Genomic DNA, 13716 nt, shown 5'->3' with positions numbered 1-13716 from the left:
GTCGGGCACGAGCCCGATGACGGGTGAGTCGCAGACGGGCGCGTATGTGGGGATGATGCATACGTTTTGAGCGGGGCGTCGCGCACGCCAGGCACGGGTGAGGGCGGCCCGTGCCTTTGCGTTTACGGGGCCGGCGTGCGGCGTGCCGTATGCGTTGCCGGTCAGAACCCGCATGCCTCGGTCGTCGTCAACGTCGCGAACGGCCCGCCGAGCGTCGCATTGTGATGCGCGACGATCCGTTCGGCCGGCAACGCGGGCGTGTCCATGCAGGTATGCGCATCGGCGACGAGCACAGCGCGAAAGCCGAGATCGGCGGCCGCGCGGCACGCGGTGTCGATGCAGTACTGCGTCTTCATCCCCGCAATCACGATCTCGCCGATCCCGGCCGCGTGCAGCCACTCGGCGAGCCGCGTGCCCGCGAAGCAACTCGGCCGGGTCTTGTCGAACACGATGTCGCGTGCCGTATCGATCGCGAGCTCCGGCAGCAATGCGGCGAGCGGCGCATCGGGCGCGATCGGCGAACCGGCCGGACCGGTATGGCGCACGGCGAACACGGGCGCGCCGGCTTCATGCGCGCGGCGAATCAGCTGGTTGACGTTGGCCAGCACGCGTTCGCCGTCATGCGGACGATCGGGGCCATGGAACAGCCCGACTTGCATGTCGATGACGAGCAGCGCACGTTTCGGGGATGGGGCTTCGGACATCGCGTTTCTCCTGAAGGGCCGGTGCGGACGGAGAAACGACGAGACCCCGTCCGGAACCGGCGGGGCCTGTGGGAATCGGTGAAGGACGCTACGACCTTGCGCGCACTCGCCGCACGGGCCCGCCGAAGGCGGTCGTGCGCGTGGTCGTCGAAAGGGTGATCGTGGCGTTGTGCATTGGCCGATGATGCCCGATGCGTGCGCGCGACGTCAATGACGCTTCGCGCCGCGCACCAGCCACCGCTCAATCCAGGGCCCTCCCGGCCTTCTCGTCCATGCAGCGAATCGCGAGCAGCGTGAGCATGCCACACCCGATCGCATACCACGCAGGTGCATTCGGATTCCCGGTCGCCGCGATCAGCCACGTGACGAAGAACTGCGCGAAGCCGCCGAAGATCGCGACGCCCACGCTGTACACGAGCGCGCCGCCGGTCGCCCGCACCGCACGCGGAAACAGCTCGCCGAGCATCGCACCCGTCGCGCCGATGTTGATCGCGTGCACGATCGACAGCGCGGCGATGATCGACAGTAGCGACGCGGCGCCCGGCCAGCGGTTCAGCGCGATGAACGCGGGATAGATCGCGGCCATCAGCACGATGCGCGTCCACCAGACGATCCGGTTGCGGCCGAACACGTCGGACAGGTGCCCGCCGATCGGCGTCACGAGCATCAGGATCGCGCCGGCGACGCAGCCGGCCGTCATCGACAGCCAGGTCGGCAGATGCAGCACCTGCACGCCGTAGATTGCCATGTAGAACACGATGATGTAGTGGATCGACGTGCCGCCGATCGTCACGCCGAGGCCCGCGAACACGGCCTTGCCGTGATGGCGCAGCACGTCGGCGAGCGGCAGCGACGCGACCGGTTCGTCGTGCGCGGCGGCCGGCGTTGCCGCCGGCACTTCCTCGACGGTGCGGCGCAGCCAGTAGCCGAGCGGCACGAACAGCGTGCCGATGACGAACGGCACGCGCCAGCCCCAGCTCTCGAGCTGCGCGGCGTTGAGCGTCGACGTCAGCGCGACGCCCGTGAGCGCCCCGGCGAGCGCCGCGAGCCCCTGGCTCGAGAACTGGAACGACGCGTAGAAGCCGCGGCGGTGCTGCGGCGCCTGTTCGAGCAGCAACGTCGTCGACGCGCCGACTTCGCCGCCCGAGGCGAACCCCTGCAGCAGGCGTGCAAGCACGAGCAGCAGCGGCGCGGCGAGGCCGATCTGCGCGAAGGTCGGCGCGATCGCGATCGTCGCGGTGCCGAGCGCCATCAGCAACAGCGTCAGTATCATCGCCTTCTTGCGGCCGGCGCGGTCGGCATACATGCCGATCACGAGGCCGCCGAGCGGGCGTGTGACGAAGCCGACGCCGAAGCTCGCGACCGCGAGCATCAATTGCCCGAACGACGAATGCACCGGGAAGAACAGCTTGCCGATCAGGATCGCGAAGAAGCTGTAGACCGTGAAGTCGTAGAACTCGAGCGCGTTGCCGACCGCGGCGGCCGCGATCAGGCGGCGTTTCTTCGCGGCGGCGCGGGCATCGGCCGGCGAGCCGGCGAACGGAAGGGCGGACGTTTCCATGAGGTTCCCCTGCTAAGGCGCGGAACTGCGTGATGAAGGGCCGTCAGGCCGCGAGCCAGGCTTCGGCGACGCGGACCCAGTAACTCGCGCCGATCGCGAGGATGTCGTCGTTGAAGTCGTAGCCGGGGTTGTGCACCATGCAGCCGCCCTTGCTGCCGATGCCGTTGCCGATGAATGCATAGCAGCCGGGGCGTGCTTCGAGCATGTAGGCGAAGTCCTCGCTGCCCATCAGCGGCGCGGCGTCGGTTTCGACGCGATCGGCGCCGAGCATCTGGCGGGCGATGTCGGCCGCGAATGCGGTCGGTTCGGGATGGTTCACGAGGACCGGATAGCCGTAGTCGTAGTCGACTTCCGCCGTGATGCCGAAGCTTTCCGCCTGGCCCTTCGCGAGCGCTTCGATCCGGCGTGCGAGCAGCGCGCGCACGTCGGCGTCCAGCGCGCGCACCGACAGCTTCATCACGACGGTTTCCGGAATGATGTTGAAGGTCTCGCCGGCCTGCACGCTGCCGACGGTGATCACGGCCGCATTCTGCGCATCGACTTCGCGCGCGACGATCGTCTGCAGCGCGATCATGATGCTGCCGGCGGCCGACATCGGATCGCGCGCGAAGTGCGGCATCGCGCCGTGTCCGCCGACGCCGCGCAGCGTGATCGTCACGCGGTCGGCCGACGCCATCGCGGCACCGGCGCGGAACGCCATGTCGCCGGCGGCGCGGCCCGGCATGTTGTGGATCGCGAAGATCGCGTCGCAGGGAAAGCGCTCGAACAGGCCGTCGTCCATCATCGATTTCGCGCCGCCGAAGTTTTCCTCGGCCGGCTGGAAGATCAGGTTCAGCGTGCCGGAGAACTGGCGCGTGGCGGCGAGGTGGCGCGCCGCGCACAGCAGCATCGCGGTGTGGCCGTCGTGACCGCATGCATGCATCTTGTTTGCGTGGCGGCTCGCGTACGGCAGGCCGGTGGCTTCGGCGAGCGGCAACGCGTCCATGTCGGCGCGCAGGCCGACGGTGCGCGTGCCTTGTCCTTCGCGCAGCACGCCGACGACGCCCGTCTTGCCGATGCCGCGATGCACTTCATAGCCCCACCCCGTGAGCAACTCGGCGACGAGATCGCTGGTCAGCGTTTCCTCGAACGCGAGCTCCGGATGCGCGTGGATGCGGCGGCGCACGTCGATCAGGTCCGGGGCGATCGCGGCGATGCCGGGGATGACGGGGTTCACGGCTTGCAGCATGGTGTCTCCTGTGGGGCAGGTGGGGCCGGTGGGCGTTTGACGCATATAGGACGGCCAAGCATATAAATTTCTGTCGGGTACCAGAAGCTGCTAAATTGCTTTGGTGCTCACTACCGGTTGCCGCTCGGGAATACCCTGATCCGCTGCGCGTGGCCGGGCGTCGGGTTTCCACGAATCACGCATGCCGCCATGAAATACCATCAGCTGAAAGCGTTCGTCACCGTCGCGGACGAAGGGAGCATCCGCGCGGCCGCGCGGCGCCTGAACGTGTCGCCGGCGGCGCTGACGAAGGCGGTCAAGGAGCTGGAGATCGCGCTCGGCGTGTCGCTCGTCGTGCGCACCGCGCGCGGCGTGCAGCTCACCGCGTTCGGTCAGCAGCTGCAGGTGCGCGCGCGGCTGATCGTCGCCGAGATGCAGCGGGCGCGCGACGATATCGAGCAGGCGCAGGGCGCGATGACGGGCTCGGTCGCGGCGGCGATCACGCCGGCCGCGGCGGTGACGATCCTGCCCGACGCGTTTCGCGCGTTCCGGCGGCGCTTTCCGGTCGCGCGCGTCAATCTGATCGAAGGGTTTCCCGGCGTCGCGCTGCCGCGGCTGCACGACGGCTCGCTCGATTTCGCGGTGGCGGTCGTCGTGCCCGAACTGCTGGCGGCCGAGTTCGACCACGCGGAACTCTATGCGAGCCGATCGCTGATCGTCGCGCGCAAGGGGCATCCGCTCGCATCGGCCACGTCGCTGGCCGATCTCGTCGAGGCCGACTGGCTGATGAATCCGTCGCCGGAAAGCTCGACCCAGGTGCTGTTCAACTCGTTCGTCGCGTACGGGCTGCCGGTGCCGCAGCGGGTCGTCGAATGCCCGAGCTTCGGGCTCGCGCACAGCCTGATGACGGGCTGCGACCTGATCGCGTCGATGCCCGAACAGCTGCTGCAGGGCGAGTGGGCGCGCGACCAGCTCGCGGTGCTGCCGATCCGCGAGCGGCTGCCCGGCGTGTCCGTGCAGGTCGTCACGCGTCGCGACAGCCCGCTCACGCCGGCCGCGTCGATGCTGCTCGACTGCCTGCGCGATTCCGCGCGGCGCAAGGGGCTCCGATGAGTCGGGCAATGCATCGCGTAGTGGTCCTGATCATCTGCTGCGCGCCCCTGACCGTTCCCGCTCGCGGCGCGCTCGCCGCGAGCCGGTATCATAGCGGCCGGCCCGCCGTTCCGGCCGGCTTCCGACAACACGCCATCCGGCATCCAGCAAGCAGAGGCATCACATGACCAGTGCAACCCAATTCGACAACGTATCGGTCGTCAAGCGCGCGAACGTCTATTTCGACGGCAAGTGCGTGTCGCATACCGTGCTCTTCCCGGACGGCACGCGCAAGACGCTCGGCGTGATCCTGCCGTGCGCGCTCAACTTCGGCACGGACGCGCCCGAATTGATGGAAGTGCAGGCCGGCAAGTGCCGCGTGAAGCTCGACGGCAGCAGCGAATGGCAAACCTACGGCGCCGGCGAGTCGTTCTCGGTGCCGGGCAAGAGCCGCTTCGACATCGAAGTGCTCGAGACGCTCGACTACGTCTGCAGCTACCTGTAAGCGCATGAGCACCGGCCGCAACGCATGCGCGCGGCCGGCGCGCTGAAAGCAGAAAGCCCCGCTGCAGCGGGGCTTTCTCGTATGCGGACGGCGCTGCCGTCCGGCGCGGAGCTTACAGGCAGGCGTTGATGTCGCCCGCGGAAGCGGCGTCGCCACGCATGCCGACCCACGTCTTCGCGCCCGGCTTCGACGACGGACGAACCATCGCGGCCGCGCCGTTCGGCGGTTGCTGGCCCGGTACGTAGACATCGGTCGCGAGGCCGTTGGCGAGCACGTTCTGCGTGACGACCTGTTGCTGCGACTTGTCGGCCCAGGTCTTTGCGATGCACGCCGACACGTCTTCCGCGGACTTCTGGCTTTGCCCCACGTTCTGCATGGCCGGATCGGCTGCGTGTGCGGAAATTGCCACGGTCAATGCGATGAGCGGTAAGTATTTCACGTTCACGTTTTATCTCCCTCGAGTCGTGATTGATTGAGTGGGATGCGCAGCAGAACTTGAACTGCGTTCTTGTGAGATTGCATCGGACAAGTGCGGTTCCGGCGATTCCGAAACAAGTTGTTAACGCGCTTGCCAAACGACAATCCGGATGCTGTCCGTTCTGTTGCGATGCGGCATGGGTCGCGCACGGCCCGCGTGGAGGCGGGGACGCGACGACGACGTCATGCGCCGTGAGGTCGGCTCGCTGCCCGGTGGTGTGGTGGATTGACGGCCGCGGCGTGCTGCATGTATCTGCATGTCGCGCCGCGACGCTTATTTATTGGATGACGAAGTGGAATGGCTGAACTGGTGGCCCCGTCGCATGAGCACATGATGACAAACTTTCGTCCGATGAATTGTCAACCAAGTTTAAACGCCGACGCGGCGGAATGTGAACCGGCGCGCAGGGTGCGCGCCGATCCGGAACGGCGGGGGACGGTGAAGCGCGCGGTACGTATCAGCTACGTATCAGCTGGCCTTGCGCGCACCGGCGTCGCGCAGGTTGACGGGTACGACCGGGCGGAAGCGTTCGCGCTTGTGTTCGTCGTCGAAGTGCTGGAGCGCGGGCTTGATGAGATCGCTGCGCGACACGATGCCGATGATGCGCAGCGATTGCGGATCGTCGACGACCGGCAGGCGTTCGAGGCCGAGCATCGCGAGCCGCGACGCGACCGCGCGGCACGTTTCGTGCGCCTGCGTGACGGCCGGCGCACGATCGATGAACGCATTCGCGAGCGCCGCGCCGGGACCGGCTTGCGCACGCTGCGCGTCGAGCGTCGCGCGATCGACGAGACCGAGCAGGCGGCCGTTCTGCACGACGGGGTACGCACGGTGCGTCTGCTTCGCACCGAAGTACTGCGACTCGACGGCGTCGAGCGTCGTGGCGCCGTCGATCGCGACGAACTCGTCGACCGGCGTCATCACCTCGGCCACGTCATGGCGTTCGAGCGGATCGACGCCGTATTCCCGGTAGATGTGGTAACCGCGGCGCGCGATCTTTTCCGTCATGATCGAACGCTTCATCACGACGGTCGCGAAGCCGTGCGCGACGAGCGTCGCCGCGAGCAGCGGCAGCAGCGCGTTCGCGTCGTGCGTGAGGCCGAACGCGAACACGATCGCGGTCAGCGGCGCACCGAGCGTGGCGCCGAGCGTCGCGGCCATGCAGACGAGCGGCCACAGCGCCGCATCCCCGCCGGGCAGCACCGGCGACAGCACGGTGCCGAGGCCCGCGCCCAGCATCAGCAGCGGGGCGAGCACACCGCCGGACGTGCCGGAGCCGAGCGCGATCACCCACATCACGGCCTTCACGGTCAGCAGTGCGAGCGCGATCTTCAGCGCGATGTGCTGGTGCAGCAGGTCGCCGATCACGTCGTAGCCGACGCCGAGCGCGCGCGGCTCGAGCCAGCCGCCGATGCCGATCACGATCGCGCCGAGCGCCGGCCACCACATCCAGTGCACCGGCAGCTTCGCGAACGTGTCCTCGACGCGGTACAGCGCGGCCGACAGGCCGCACGCGAGCGCGCCCGACAGCAGGCCCGCGACGATGCACGACAGCAGCGCGACGGGCGTCGGCGGTGCCGTGGTCAGCGCAAACAGCGGGTCGACTCCGAAGAACACGGCGCGGGCGAAACCGGCGACCGCGCAGGCGAGCGCGACCGGCAGGAAACTGCGCGGACGCCATTCGAACAGCAGCAGTTCGACCGCGAGCAGCACGGCGGCGACCGGCGTGCCGAACACGGCCGTCATGCCGGCGGCCGCGCCCGCGACGAGCAGCGTCTTGCGCTCGGCGGCGGTCACGTGCACGCATTGCGCGATCAGCGAGCCGAGCGCGCCGCCCGTCATGATGATCGGGCCTTCGGCACCGAACGGTCCGCCGCTGCCGATCACGACACCCGACGACAGCGGCTTGAGGATCGCGACCTTCGGCGACATGCGGCTCTTGCCGAACAGGATCGCTTCGATCGCTTCGGGAATGCCGTGGCCGCGGATCTTCTCCGAACCGAAGCGCGCCATCAGCCCGACGATCAACCCGCCGATCACCGGCACGACGATCACCCATGCGCCGAGCGTGTGGTGCGCGGGCGAACGGTCGGCGAACGAAAACTGCTGGAAGAAGAACAGGTTCGTGAACAGGTGGATCAGGCTCGACAGCACGAACGCCGCCAGCGTGCCGAGCAAGCCGATCCCGGCCGCTAGCAACGCGATCCTGGGCAGGCGTTCGTTGGTCGAGAAGTCGCGTTTGTGTGGTGCGTTCATCGGCGTGAGGATAGGTCGGTAAAGCCTGGGTCAATTATTGATCTGCGGAACCTGGAACGTGCCCTTGAGCGATTTCAGTTCCGCGCGATGCATGGCCGCGAGGTGGGCGAGCAGCGTTTCGCCGGCTTCCTCGAGGTGGACCTCGACCTGCCGGCGGTCCGCTTCGCTCGTCTTGCGCTTCACGAGCCCGAGCGCCTCGCAGCGCGTCACCAGCGCGACGACGCCGTGATGCTGCGCCTGCAGGCGTTCCGCGAGTTCGCCGATGGTGGCCCATTCGCGGTGCGGATAGCCCTTGATGTGCAACAGCAGCAGGTACTGCAGCGGCGTCACGCCTTCGCTTTGTGCGGCGCGTTCGGAGAAGCGCTCGAAGCGGCGCATCTGGTAGCGGAACTCGGACAGTTGCTGGAAATCGCTTTTGGTCAGCGCGCGTCGGGTGTCGGTCATTACGGTCGGTCTGGCAGCAGTTTCGGTAACGCGAAATATATCACAACATGATATAAATGACCGAATTTCAGCGCGATAACTGCATTATGCTGTCGTCGGCCCGTTGAGCGTCCGCGTTACGCGGCCTCGAGCATCTGCGTCTGCCGGTACAGGCCGGTGACGAGATCCGTCTGCGTGATGATGCCGACGAGCCGGCGCGATGCGTCGACGACCGGGATGTGGTGGTGGCCCGAATGCGTAAACAGCGGCACCAGCGCGGTGATCGGCATGGTCTGCGGCACGGATGCGACGTCGCGGGTCATCACGGTCGCGACGCTGGGCGGCCGGCCGCCGAACGACCGCGGCAGCCGCGCGGCCAGCCGCTGCCACAGCGGAGCCGGGCGGCGCAACGGGCGCGTGAGGTCGGCGCGCGTGACGATGCCGACCAGGCGATCGCTGCCGTCCACGACGGGCAGCGCCTTCACGCGATGGCGGTCGAGCTGCGTCAGCGCGGCCGTGATCGACGTCGACGGCGCGACTTCGATCGCGTTCTGCGTCGTCAGGTCGGCGCACGTGAGCTGGCCGAACGTGCGCGCATAGGCCTGCATCTCGGTTTCGCGCAGCAGCATTTCGAGGTCGTCCGGGTCGACGTCGAGCCATTCGCCGCGGCGCTTCAGCACGACGTCGAGATCGGCGCGCGTGAAGCCGCCGCGCGCGGGCGTCGCGCTGCCGCCTTGCGGCTTCGCGTCGTGGCGCACGCCGCCGTGCGGATAGCGGTGACCCGTCAGTGCGTGGTACACGAGCGCGGCCGACAGCAGGATCGCCGATTGCAGTGCGATCGGCTCGACAACGAAGCCGAAGCCGAGCGCGTGGATCGCCGGGCCGCCGAGCACGGCCGTCAGCGCGACCGCGCCCGACGGCGGGTGCACGCAGCGCAGCGCGAACATGCCGCCGATCGCGAGGGCGACCGCGATCGAGGCGGCCGTGATCGGATCGGCGATCCACTGCGCGCAGGCGACGCCGACGGTCGCCGCCACCAGATTGCCGCCGATGATCGACCACGGCTGCGCGAGCGGACTCGCGGGCACCGCGAATAGCAGCACGGCCGACGCGCCCATCGGCGCGACGAGCAGCGGCACGAGGCCCGGCACGCCGGGCAGCAGCCGCATCGTGACGCCGACCGTCGCGATCCCGACGAGCGCGCCCGCGCACGAGCGCATGCGCTCGCGCCAGCCGAGCGTCATCGGATGGGGAATGAAGCTGTGCAGCCATTGGCGGAACGTGCGGCGCGACGGGGAGGAGCCTGACGACATGGACGGTTGAGCGGTAAAAATGACGATGCGGATGACGCAGCGCGAGGACGTCGCGAATTATATCGTGTCGTGATATAAATTGTCGCGCTGCATCAACGCGTTGCCTGCGCGCGCCGCATCCGTCTTGCAAGAACCTTTCATTGGATGAAAGCCTGGCGGCCCTGCGATCGCGCAAATTTGTCTGCAGCGGCGTACAATTCGGGCCACCGAATTCCCCGATACGCCACAACCACGCACGCGATGCCCGCTCTCCCGCCCGTTCCCCGGCATGGTGATCGCTTGCGCGTGGTTCGCGCGCACGCCCCGATTCCCGTCTGACGCGAGCGCCGCCGACGTTTCCCCACCGACACTCCCCAAGCCAATTCAATGGACATGCTCGAAAACATGCGCCTGTTCGTGCGCGTTGTCGAAGCCGGCAGTTTCACCGCGGTCGCCAAAGAAATCGATGCGACCACCGCGCAGGTGTCGCGCGCGGTGTCGAACCTCGAAGCCCACGTACAGACGCGCCTGCTGCATCGCACGACGCGCCATCTCGGCCTCACCGAAAGCGGCGAGCGCTACTTCGAGCGTGCGAAATCGATCCTCGCCGAATTCGACTACGCGAACGCCGAGGCCCGCAACGCGCTGCTGCGGCCGAGCGGCAAGATGCGGATCCATGCGATGACGGGGCTCGGGCAGAGTCATGTCGTGTCGTCGATCGTGCGCTACCAGGAAGACAACCCGGACGTGTCGGTCGAGTTGACGCTCGCGCAACGGATGCCGAATCTCGTCGAGGAAGGCTACGACGTGTCGATCGTGACCGCGTCGCAGCTGCCCGATTCCGGCTACGTCGCGCAGACCTGCGGCACCAGTTGCAGCGTGCTGGTCGCGTCGCGCGAATATCTCGCGCGGCACGGCACGCCGAAGACGCCCGACGACCTGCCGAACCACGTGTGCCTGCGCCTCGATACGCCGGCATCGCCGGCCAGCGAGTGGCGGCTCGAGCGCGACGACGGCGAGGAGACGGTCTACGAACTGCAGCCGGCACCGTTCCAGGTCAACGTGCCGGATGCGCTGTGCGTCGCGGTGCGGGCGGGGCGCGGCATCGCGTGCGTCGCGCTGTATACGGTGCTCGACGACCTGCGCGCGGGGCGCCTGATCCGCGTGCTGCCCGAGTATCGGTTGCAGACCGTCAGCGTGTACGCGGTCTATGCGACGCGCCGCTATCTCGATGCGAAGATCCGCACCTTCCTCGACCATCTGCGCACGACGCTCACGCCCGCGCTGGAGAACGACCTGCGCGAACTCGACCGGCTTGCGGTCGAACCGATGCCGGGCAGCCGCCAGCGCGCCTGATGCCGCCTGTCGCACGCCCGGCGGCGCCCGGTGTCACGCGTCCGGCGTGACGCGAATCCGTTCGAAGCGGCCGGCGAGCCACGCGTAGGCGGCGACGGTTGCGCCGCCGCTGGATCGATTGGGCATGCGAGTCTCCTGGCCTCCGGCGTGCGGAGGCGTTTCATTGGATGTTGTCTTGGTCGGGGAAGGGGGGCGGCGCCTAGCCGGTGACGCTCGTCGGCGGCCGCTGGCCCGCGAAGCACGCGGCGAGGTTGGCGAGCACGATCCGGCCCATTTGTTCGCGTGTCTCGTGCGTGGCGCTTGCGCGGTGCGGCTGCACGACGACGCGCTCGAGTTCGAGCAGCGCGGCCGGCACGCGCGGTTCGTCGGCGAACACGTCGAGCCCCGCGCCGGCGATCGTGCCGTCCGCGAGCGCGCGCACAAGCGCGGCTTCGTCGACGAGCTTGCCGCGCGCGACGTTGATCAGGAGTCCTTTTCTACCGAGCGCGGCGAGCACGTCGTCGATGGTGTCGGGAAGCGGCTGGGTGAGCAGGAGGTCGATGGTCATGAAAGTCTCGGTCGGCGTGCGCGGCGCGGGCCGCGCATCAGGTGCAACCGAGTATAGGAATCGAATCGATATCGGTCTAACATCAAGACGCTATCGATTGATTCAAGATTTGAATGATTGAACTGAACCAGCTTCGCTGCTTCGTCGCCGTGGCCGAGGAACTGCATTTCGGGCGCGCGGCCAGGCGGCTCTTCATGACGCAGCCGCCGCTCAGCCGGCAGATCCAGTTGCTCGAGCACGCGCTCGGGATCGCGTTGCTCGAACGCAGCAGCCGGCAGGTCAGGCTGACCGCGGCCGGCGAGCGCTTCTTGCGCGACGCACGGCACATCCTCGAGTTTTCCGCGCGGGCCGAACAGGCCGCGCAGCGCGTCGCGCATGGCGGGGCCGGCCGTATCACGCTCGGCTTCACGGCCGTCAGCGCGTACCGGATGATTCCGGCGCTGCTCGCGCACGCAGCGCACGCGCTGCCCGACGTCGACGTCGAACTGCGTGAAATGGTGTCGACGGTGCAGATCGACGCGCTGGCGTCGCGCATGCTCGATGCGGGCTTCGTGCGCCAGCGCGCGGCGCGCCATCCGCTCGAATACCGGCTCGTGCAACGCGAGCCGATGCTCGTCGCGGTCGCGCAGGGCGCGCCGCTGGCCGCGTACGAGCGGATCGGCCCGGACCAGCTTGACCGGCAGCCGTTCATCGCGTATTCGCCGAACGAAGGCAAGTACTTCCACGACATGATCTCGGGGATGTTCGCCGGCGCCGGACGCTTGCCGAACTACCTGCATTACGTCGGGCAGACGCATACGATCCTCGGCCTGGTGCGCGCCGGGCTGGGCGCGGCGCTGGTGCCGGCGTCGGCGCGCGAGCTGCATGTGGACGGCGTGGTGTTCCGGCCGCTCGCGGACGTCGACGTGGCGGCGGAGCTGTATCTCGCGTGGCGCGCGGACAACGACAATCCGGCGCTGCCGGTGTTCAACGCGATGGTCGAGCAGTTTCTGACGCAGGAAGCGGATGGCGGGGGCGCCGTATAGACAAGGTCTGTTGTCTAACGATATCCGGCGCCGCGCCCTGACGCGCGCCAAAACCGGCCCGAACGAGCAGAACCGACCGGTGCTGTATGCAATTCCGGTTCGAAATCACCACACGGAAGCCCTGTCTTTCATTGTCGTCACGGGAAAACCCGCATTTTTCTCTCATCGGTCGTCGTATTACTGTATCGATACACTAAATCGATACAGTCGCGCCGGGAGGCGCACTGCAAAGGAGACGGCCATGACTAACTTCACCCGGCGGCGCTTTCTGCAAACGGCGTCCGCCGCCACGCTCGCGGTCGCGGGCGGCCTGCCGGAGATCGGCCGCGCGGCGCAGACCGTGACGCTGCGTTGCTCGTCGTCGATGCCGGCCGACCAGAACGCCGCGCACTACGTGTGGTACGAGCGGCTTGCCACGAACCTGAAGGCGAGCGTCGGCGATGCGATCCGGGTCGACTACTTTCCGAACAGCCAGCTCGGCAAGGAGAGCGACGTCGCGCAGCAGGTGAAGATCGGCGCGATCGACATGATGATCGCGGGGTCGTCGATCTGGGCCACGGTCGCGCCCGAACTCGGCATGCTCGATCTCGGCTACCTGTTCGACAGCTATGCGCACGTCGCGAAGGTGCTCGACGGCCAGGTCGGCACCAGCCTGAACGCGCTGCTGCAAAAGCGCGCGGGCTGCTCGGTGCTGACGTGGGGCTCGCACTTCGGCGGGCGCTGCGTGTTCACGAAGCAGCCGGTGACGGCGCTGCCGGGCGTGAAGGGCACGAAGCTGCGCGTGCTGCCGACGCCGGCGTTCATGGACACCTTCAAGGTGATGGGCGCGGTGCCGACGCCGATTCCGTTCGGCGAGCTGTACATGGCCGTGCAGACGGGCGTCGTCGACGGGCTCGAGCACGATCCGGCCACCGTGCTCGCGAGCCGCTTCGACGAGATCGTCAAGTCGTGCTGGCAATCGCACCACGTGTTCGCGGCGATGACGGTGGTGATGGGGCGGCGCGCGCTCGAGCGGATTCCGGCGAACCTGCGCCCGGCGTTCGACCGCGCGGTGGCCGATGCGACCGCGCAGCAGCGCGCGATCGCGACGCAGAAGGCCGCGCAGGCGGAGGCGGCGCTGAAGCAGCACGGGATGACGTTCCATTCGATGGCCGAGGCCGAACGCGCGGCGCTGCGGCAGGCGATGCACGACCGCCTCTACGTGGCGTTCGCCAAGCAATATCCGGCCACCGCGCCGCTGTTCCCGGCGATCGCCGCCGAGCGAGGTTGA

At 68.0% G+C, this 13716-nt stretch carries 13 protein-coding genes and 2 pseudogenes; 7 read left to right on the top strand and 8 right to left on the bottom strand.

Annotated features, from left to right (window positions below):
• A pseudogene (locus NQV17_RS21270) lies at positions 1–70 on the top strand (porin); the annotation flags it as partial.
• 91 nt (positions 71–161) lie between these two features.
• Here the strand turns inward: NQV17_RS21270 and NQV17_RS21265 are convergent.
• The 3 genes from NQV17_RS21265 to NQV17_RS21255 form a co-directional block, all read right to left on the bottom strand.
• Complete coding sequence (locus NQV17_RS21265; protein WP_257773755.1) at positions 162–704, bottom strand: cysteine hydrolase family protein; 543 nt, start codon at positions 702–704, stop codon at positions 162–164.
• Positions 705–945: 241 nt separating this feature from the next.
• The gene (locus NQV17_RS21260) at positions 946–2265 is read right to left on the bottom strand and encodes an MFS transporter (protein ID WP_257773754.1); all 1320 of its coding nucleotides are present in this window, start codon (positions 2263–2265) and stop codon (positions 946–948) included.
• A gap of 43 nt (positions 2266–2308) precedes the next feature.
• On the bottom strand, positions 2309–3493 hold the full coding sequence (locus NQV17_RS21255; protein ID WP_257773753.1) for a M20 aminoacylase family protein: 1185 nt from the start codon (positions 3491–3493) through the stop codon (positions 2309–2311).
• 189 nt (positions 3494–3682) lie between these two features.
• On the opposite strand from NQV17_RS21255, the gene NQV17_RS21250 reads away from it, so the two are divergent.
• Together NQV17_RS21250 and NQV17_RS21245 are read left to right on the top strand one after the other, a co-directional pair.
• Positions 3683–4585, top strand: coding sequence for a LysR substrate-binding domain-containing protein (locus tag NQV17_RS21250; RefSeq protein WP_044843294.1), 903 nt, complete (start codon positions 3683–3685; stop codon positions 4583–4585).
• Positions 4586–4748: 163 nt separating this feature from the next.
• Positions 4749–5069: a pyrimidine/purine nucleoside phosphorylase gene (locus tag NQV17_RS21245; RefSeq protein WP_006478890.1), complete on the top strand. Its 321-nt coding sequence runs from the start codon at positions 4749–4751 to the stop codon at positions 5067–5069.
• Between the two features lie 112 nt (positions 5070–5181).
• On the opposite strand, the gene NQV17_RS21240 is transcribed toward NQV17_RS21245, so the two are convergent.
• The 4 genes from NQV17_RS21240 to NQV17_RS21225 form a co-directional block, all read right to left on the bottom strand.
• Positions 5182–5514: a hypothetical protein gene (locus NQV17_RS21240; protein ID WP_257773752.1), complete on the bottom strand. Its 333-nt coding sequence runs from the start codon at positions 5512–5514 to the stop codon at positions 5182–5184.
• 501 nt (positions 5515–6015) lie between these two features.
• On the bottom strand, positions 6016–7803 hold the full coding sequence (locus NQV17_RS21235; protein WP_257773751.1) for a chloride channel protein: 1788 nt from the start codon (positions 7801–7803) through the stop codon (positions 6016–6018).
• A 30-nt stretch (positions 7804–7833) separates the two neighbouring features.
• The gene (locus NQV17_RS21230; RefSeq protein ID WP_124484609.1) at positions 7834–8247 is read right to left on the bottom strand and encodes a MarR family winged helix-turn-helix transcriptional regulator; all 414 of its coding nucleotides are present in this window, start codon (positions 8245–8247) and stop codon (positions 7834–7836) included.
• A 116-nt stretch (positions 8248–8363) separates the two neighbouring features.
• On the bottom strand, positions 8364–9539 hold the full coding sequence (locus NQV17_RS21225; protein ID WP_257773750.1) for an HPP family protein: 1176 nt from the start codon (positions 9537–9539) through the stop codon (positions 8364–8366).
• A 366-nt stretch (positions 9540–9905) separates the two neighbouring features.
• On the opposite strand from NQV17_RS21225, the gene NQV17_RS21220 reads away from it, so the two are divergent.
• On the top strand, positions 9906–10874 hold the full coding sequence (locus NQV17_RS21220) for a LysR family transcriptional regulator (RefSeq protein ID WP_044843298.1): 969 nt from the start codon (positions 9906–9908) through the stop codon (positions 10872–10874).
• Between the two features lie 199 nt (positions 10875–11073).
• Here the strand turns inward: NQV17_RS21220 and NQV17_RS21215 are convergent.
• Positions 11074–11373: pseudogene (locus NQV17_RS21215) on the bottom strand (NAD(P)-dependent oxidoreductase); the annotation flags it as partial.
• A gap of 46 nt (positions 11374–11419) precedes the next feature.
• On the opposite strand from NQV17_RS21215, the gene NQV17_RS21210 reads away from it, so the two are divergent.
• From NQV17_RS21210 to NQV17_RS21200, 3 genes are all read left to right on the top strand, one after another.
• The gene (locus tag NQV17_RS21210) at positions 11420–11542 is read left to right on the top strand and encodes a hypothetical protein (RefSeq protein WP_257773749.1); all 123 of its coding nucleotides are present in this window, start codon (positions 11420–11422) and stop codon (positions 11540–11542) included.
• Entirely contained in the window at positions 11535–12446 is a 912-nt protein-coding gene (locus NQV17_RS21205; RefSeq protein ID WP_257773747.1) for a LysR substrate-binding domain-containing protein, read from the top strand. Before NQV17_RS21210 ends, NQV17_RS21205 begins: the two co-directional genes overlap by 8 nt.
• A 241-nt stretch (positions 12447–12687) precedes the next feature.
• On the top strand, positions 12688–13716 hold the full coding sequence (locus tag NQV17_RS21200; protein WP_257773746.1) for a TRAP transporter substrate-binding protein: 1029 nt from the start codon (positions 12688–12690) through the stop codon (positions 13714–13716).

Source organism: Burkholderia sp. SCN-KJ (assembly GCF_024656005.1).
Taxonomy (GTDB): Bacteria; Pseudomonadota; Gammaproteobacteria; order Burkholderiales; family Burkholderiaceae; genus Burkholderia.
The sequence above is the reverse complement of the archived record's forward strand: the minus strand, read 5'-3'. Positions and strand labels throughout refer to the sequence as shown.

Coding starts and splice junctions, on each gene's coding strand:
- NQV17_RS21265 (WP_257773755.1), bottom strand. CDS start 704: ATGTCCGAAGCCCCATCCCCGAAACGTGCGCTGCTCGTCATCGACATG.
- NQV17_RS21220 (WP_044843298.1), top strand. CDS start 9,906: ATGGACATGCTCGAAAACATGCGCCTGTTCGTGCGCGTTGTCGAAGCC.
- NQV17_RS21200 (WP_257773746.1), top strand. CDS start 12,688: ATGACTAACTTCACCCGGCGGCGCTTTCTGCAAACGGCGTCCGCCGCC.
- NQV17_RS21260 (WP_257773754.1), bottom strand. CDS start 2,265: ATGGAAACGTCCGCCCTTCCGTTCGCCGGCTCGCCGGCCGATGCCCGC.
- NQV17_RS21225 (WP_257773750.1), bottom strand. CDS start 9,539: ATGTCGTCAGGCTCCTCCCCGTCGCGCCGCACGTTCCGCCAATGGCTG.
- NQV17_RS21235 (WP_257773751.1), bottom strand. CDS start 7,803: ATGAACGCACCACACAAACGCGACTTCTCGACCAACGAACGCCTGCCC.
- NQV17_RS21230 (WP_124484609.1), bottom strand. CDS start 8,247: ATGACCGACACCCGACGCGCGCTGACCAAAAGCGATTTCCAGCAACTG.
- NQV17_RS21245 (WP_006478890.1), top strand. CDS start 4,749: ATGACCAGTGCAACCCAATTCGACAACGTATCGGTCGTCAAGCGCGCG.
- NQV17_RS21250 (WP_044843294.1), top strand. CDS start 3,683: ATGAAATACCATCAGCTGAAAGCGTTCGTCACCGTCGCGGACGAAGGG.
- NQV17_RS21205 (WP_257773747.1), top strand. CDS start 11,535: ATGATTGAACTGAACCAGCTTCGCTGCTTCGTCGCCGTGGCCGAGGAA.
- NQV17_RS21255 (WP_257773753.1), bottom strand. CDS start 3,493: ATGCTGCAAGCCGTGAACCCCGTCATCCCCGGCATCGCCGCGATCGCC.
- NQV17_RS21210 (WP_257773749.1), top strand. CDS start 11,420: ATGAAAGTCTCGGTCGGCGTGCGCGGCGCGGGCCGCGCATCAGGTGCA.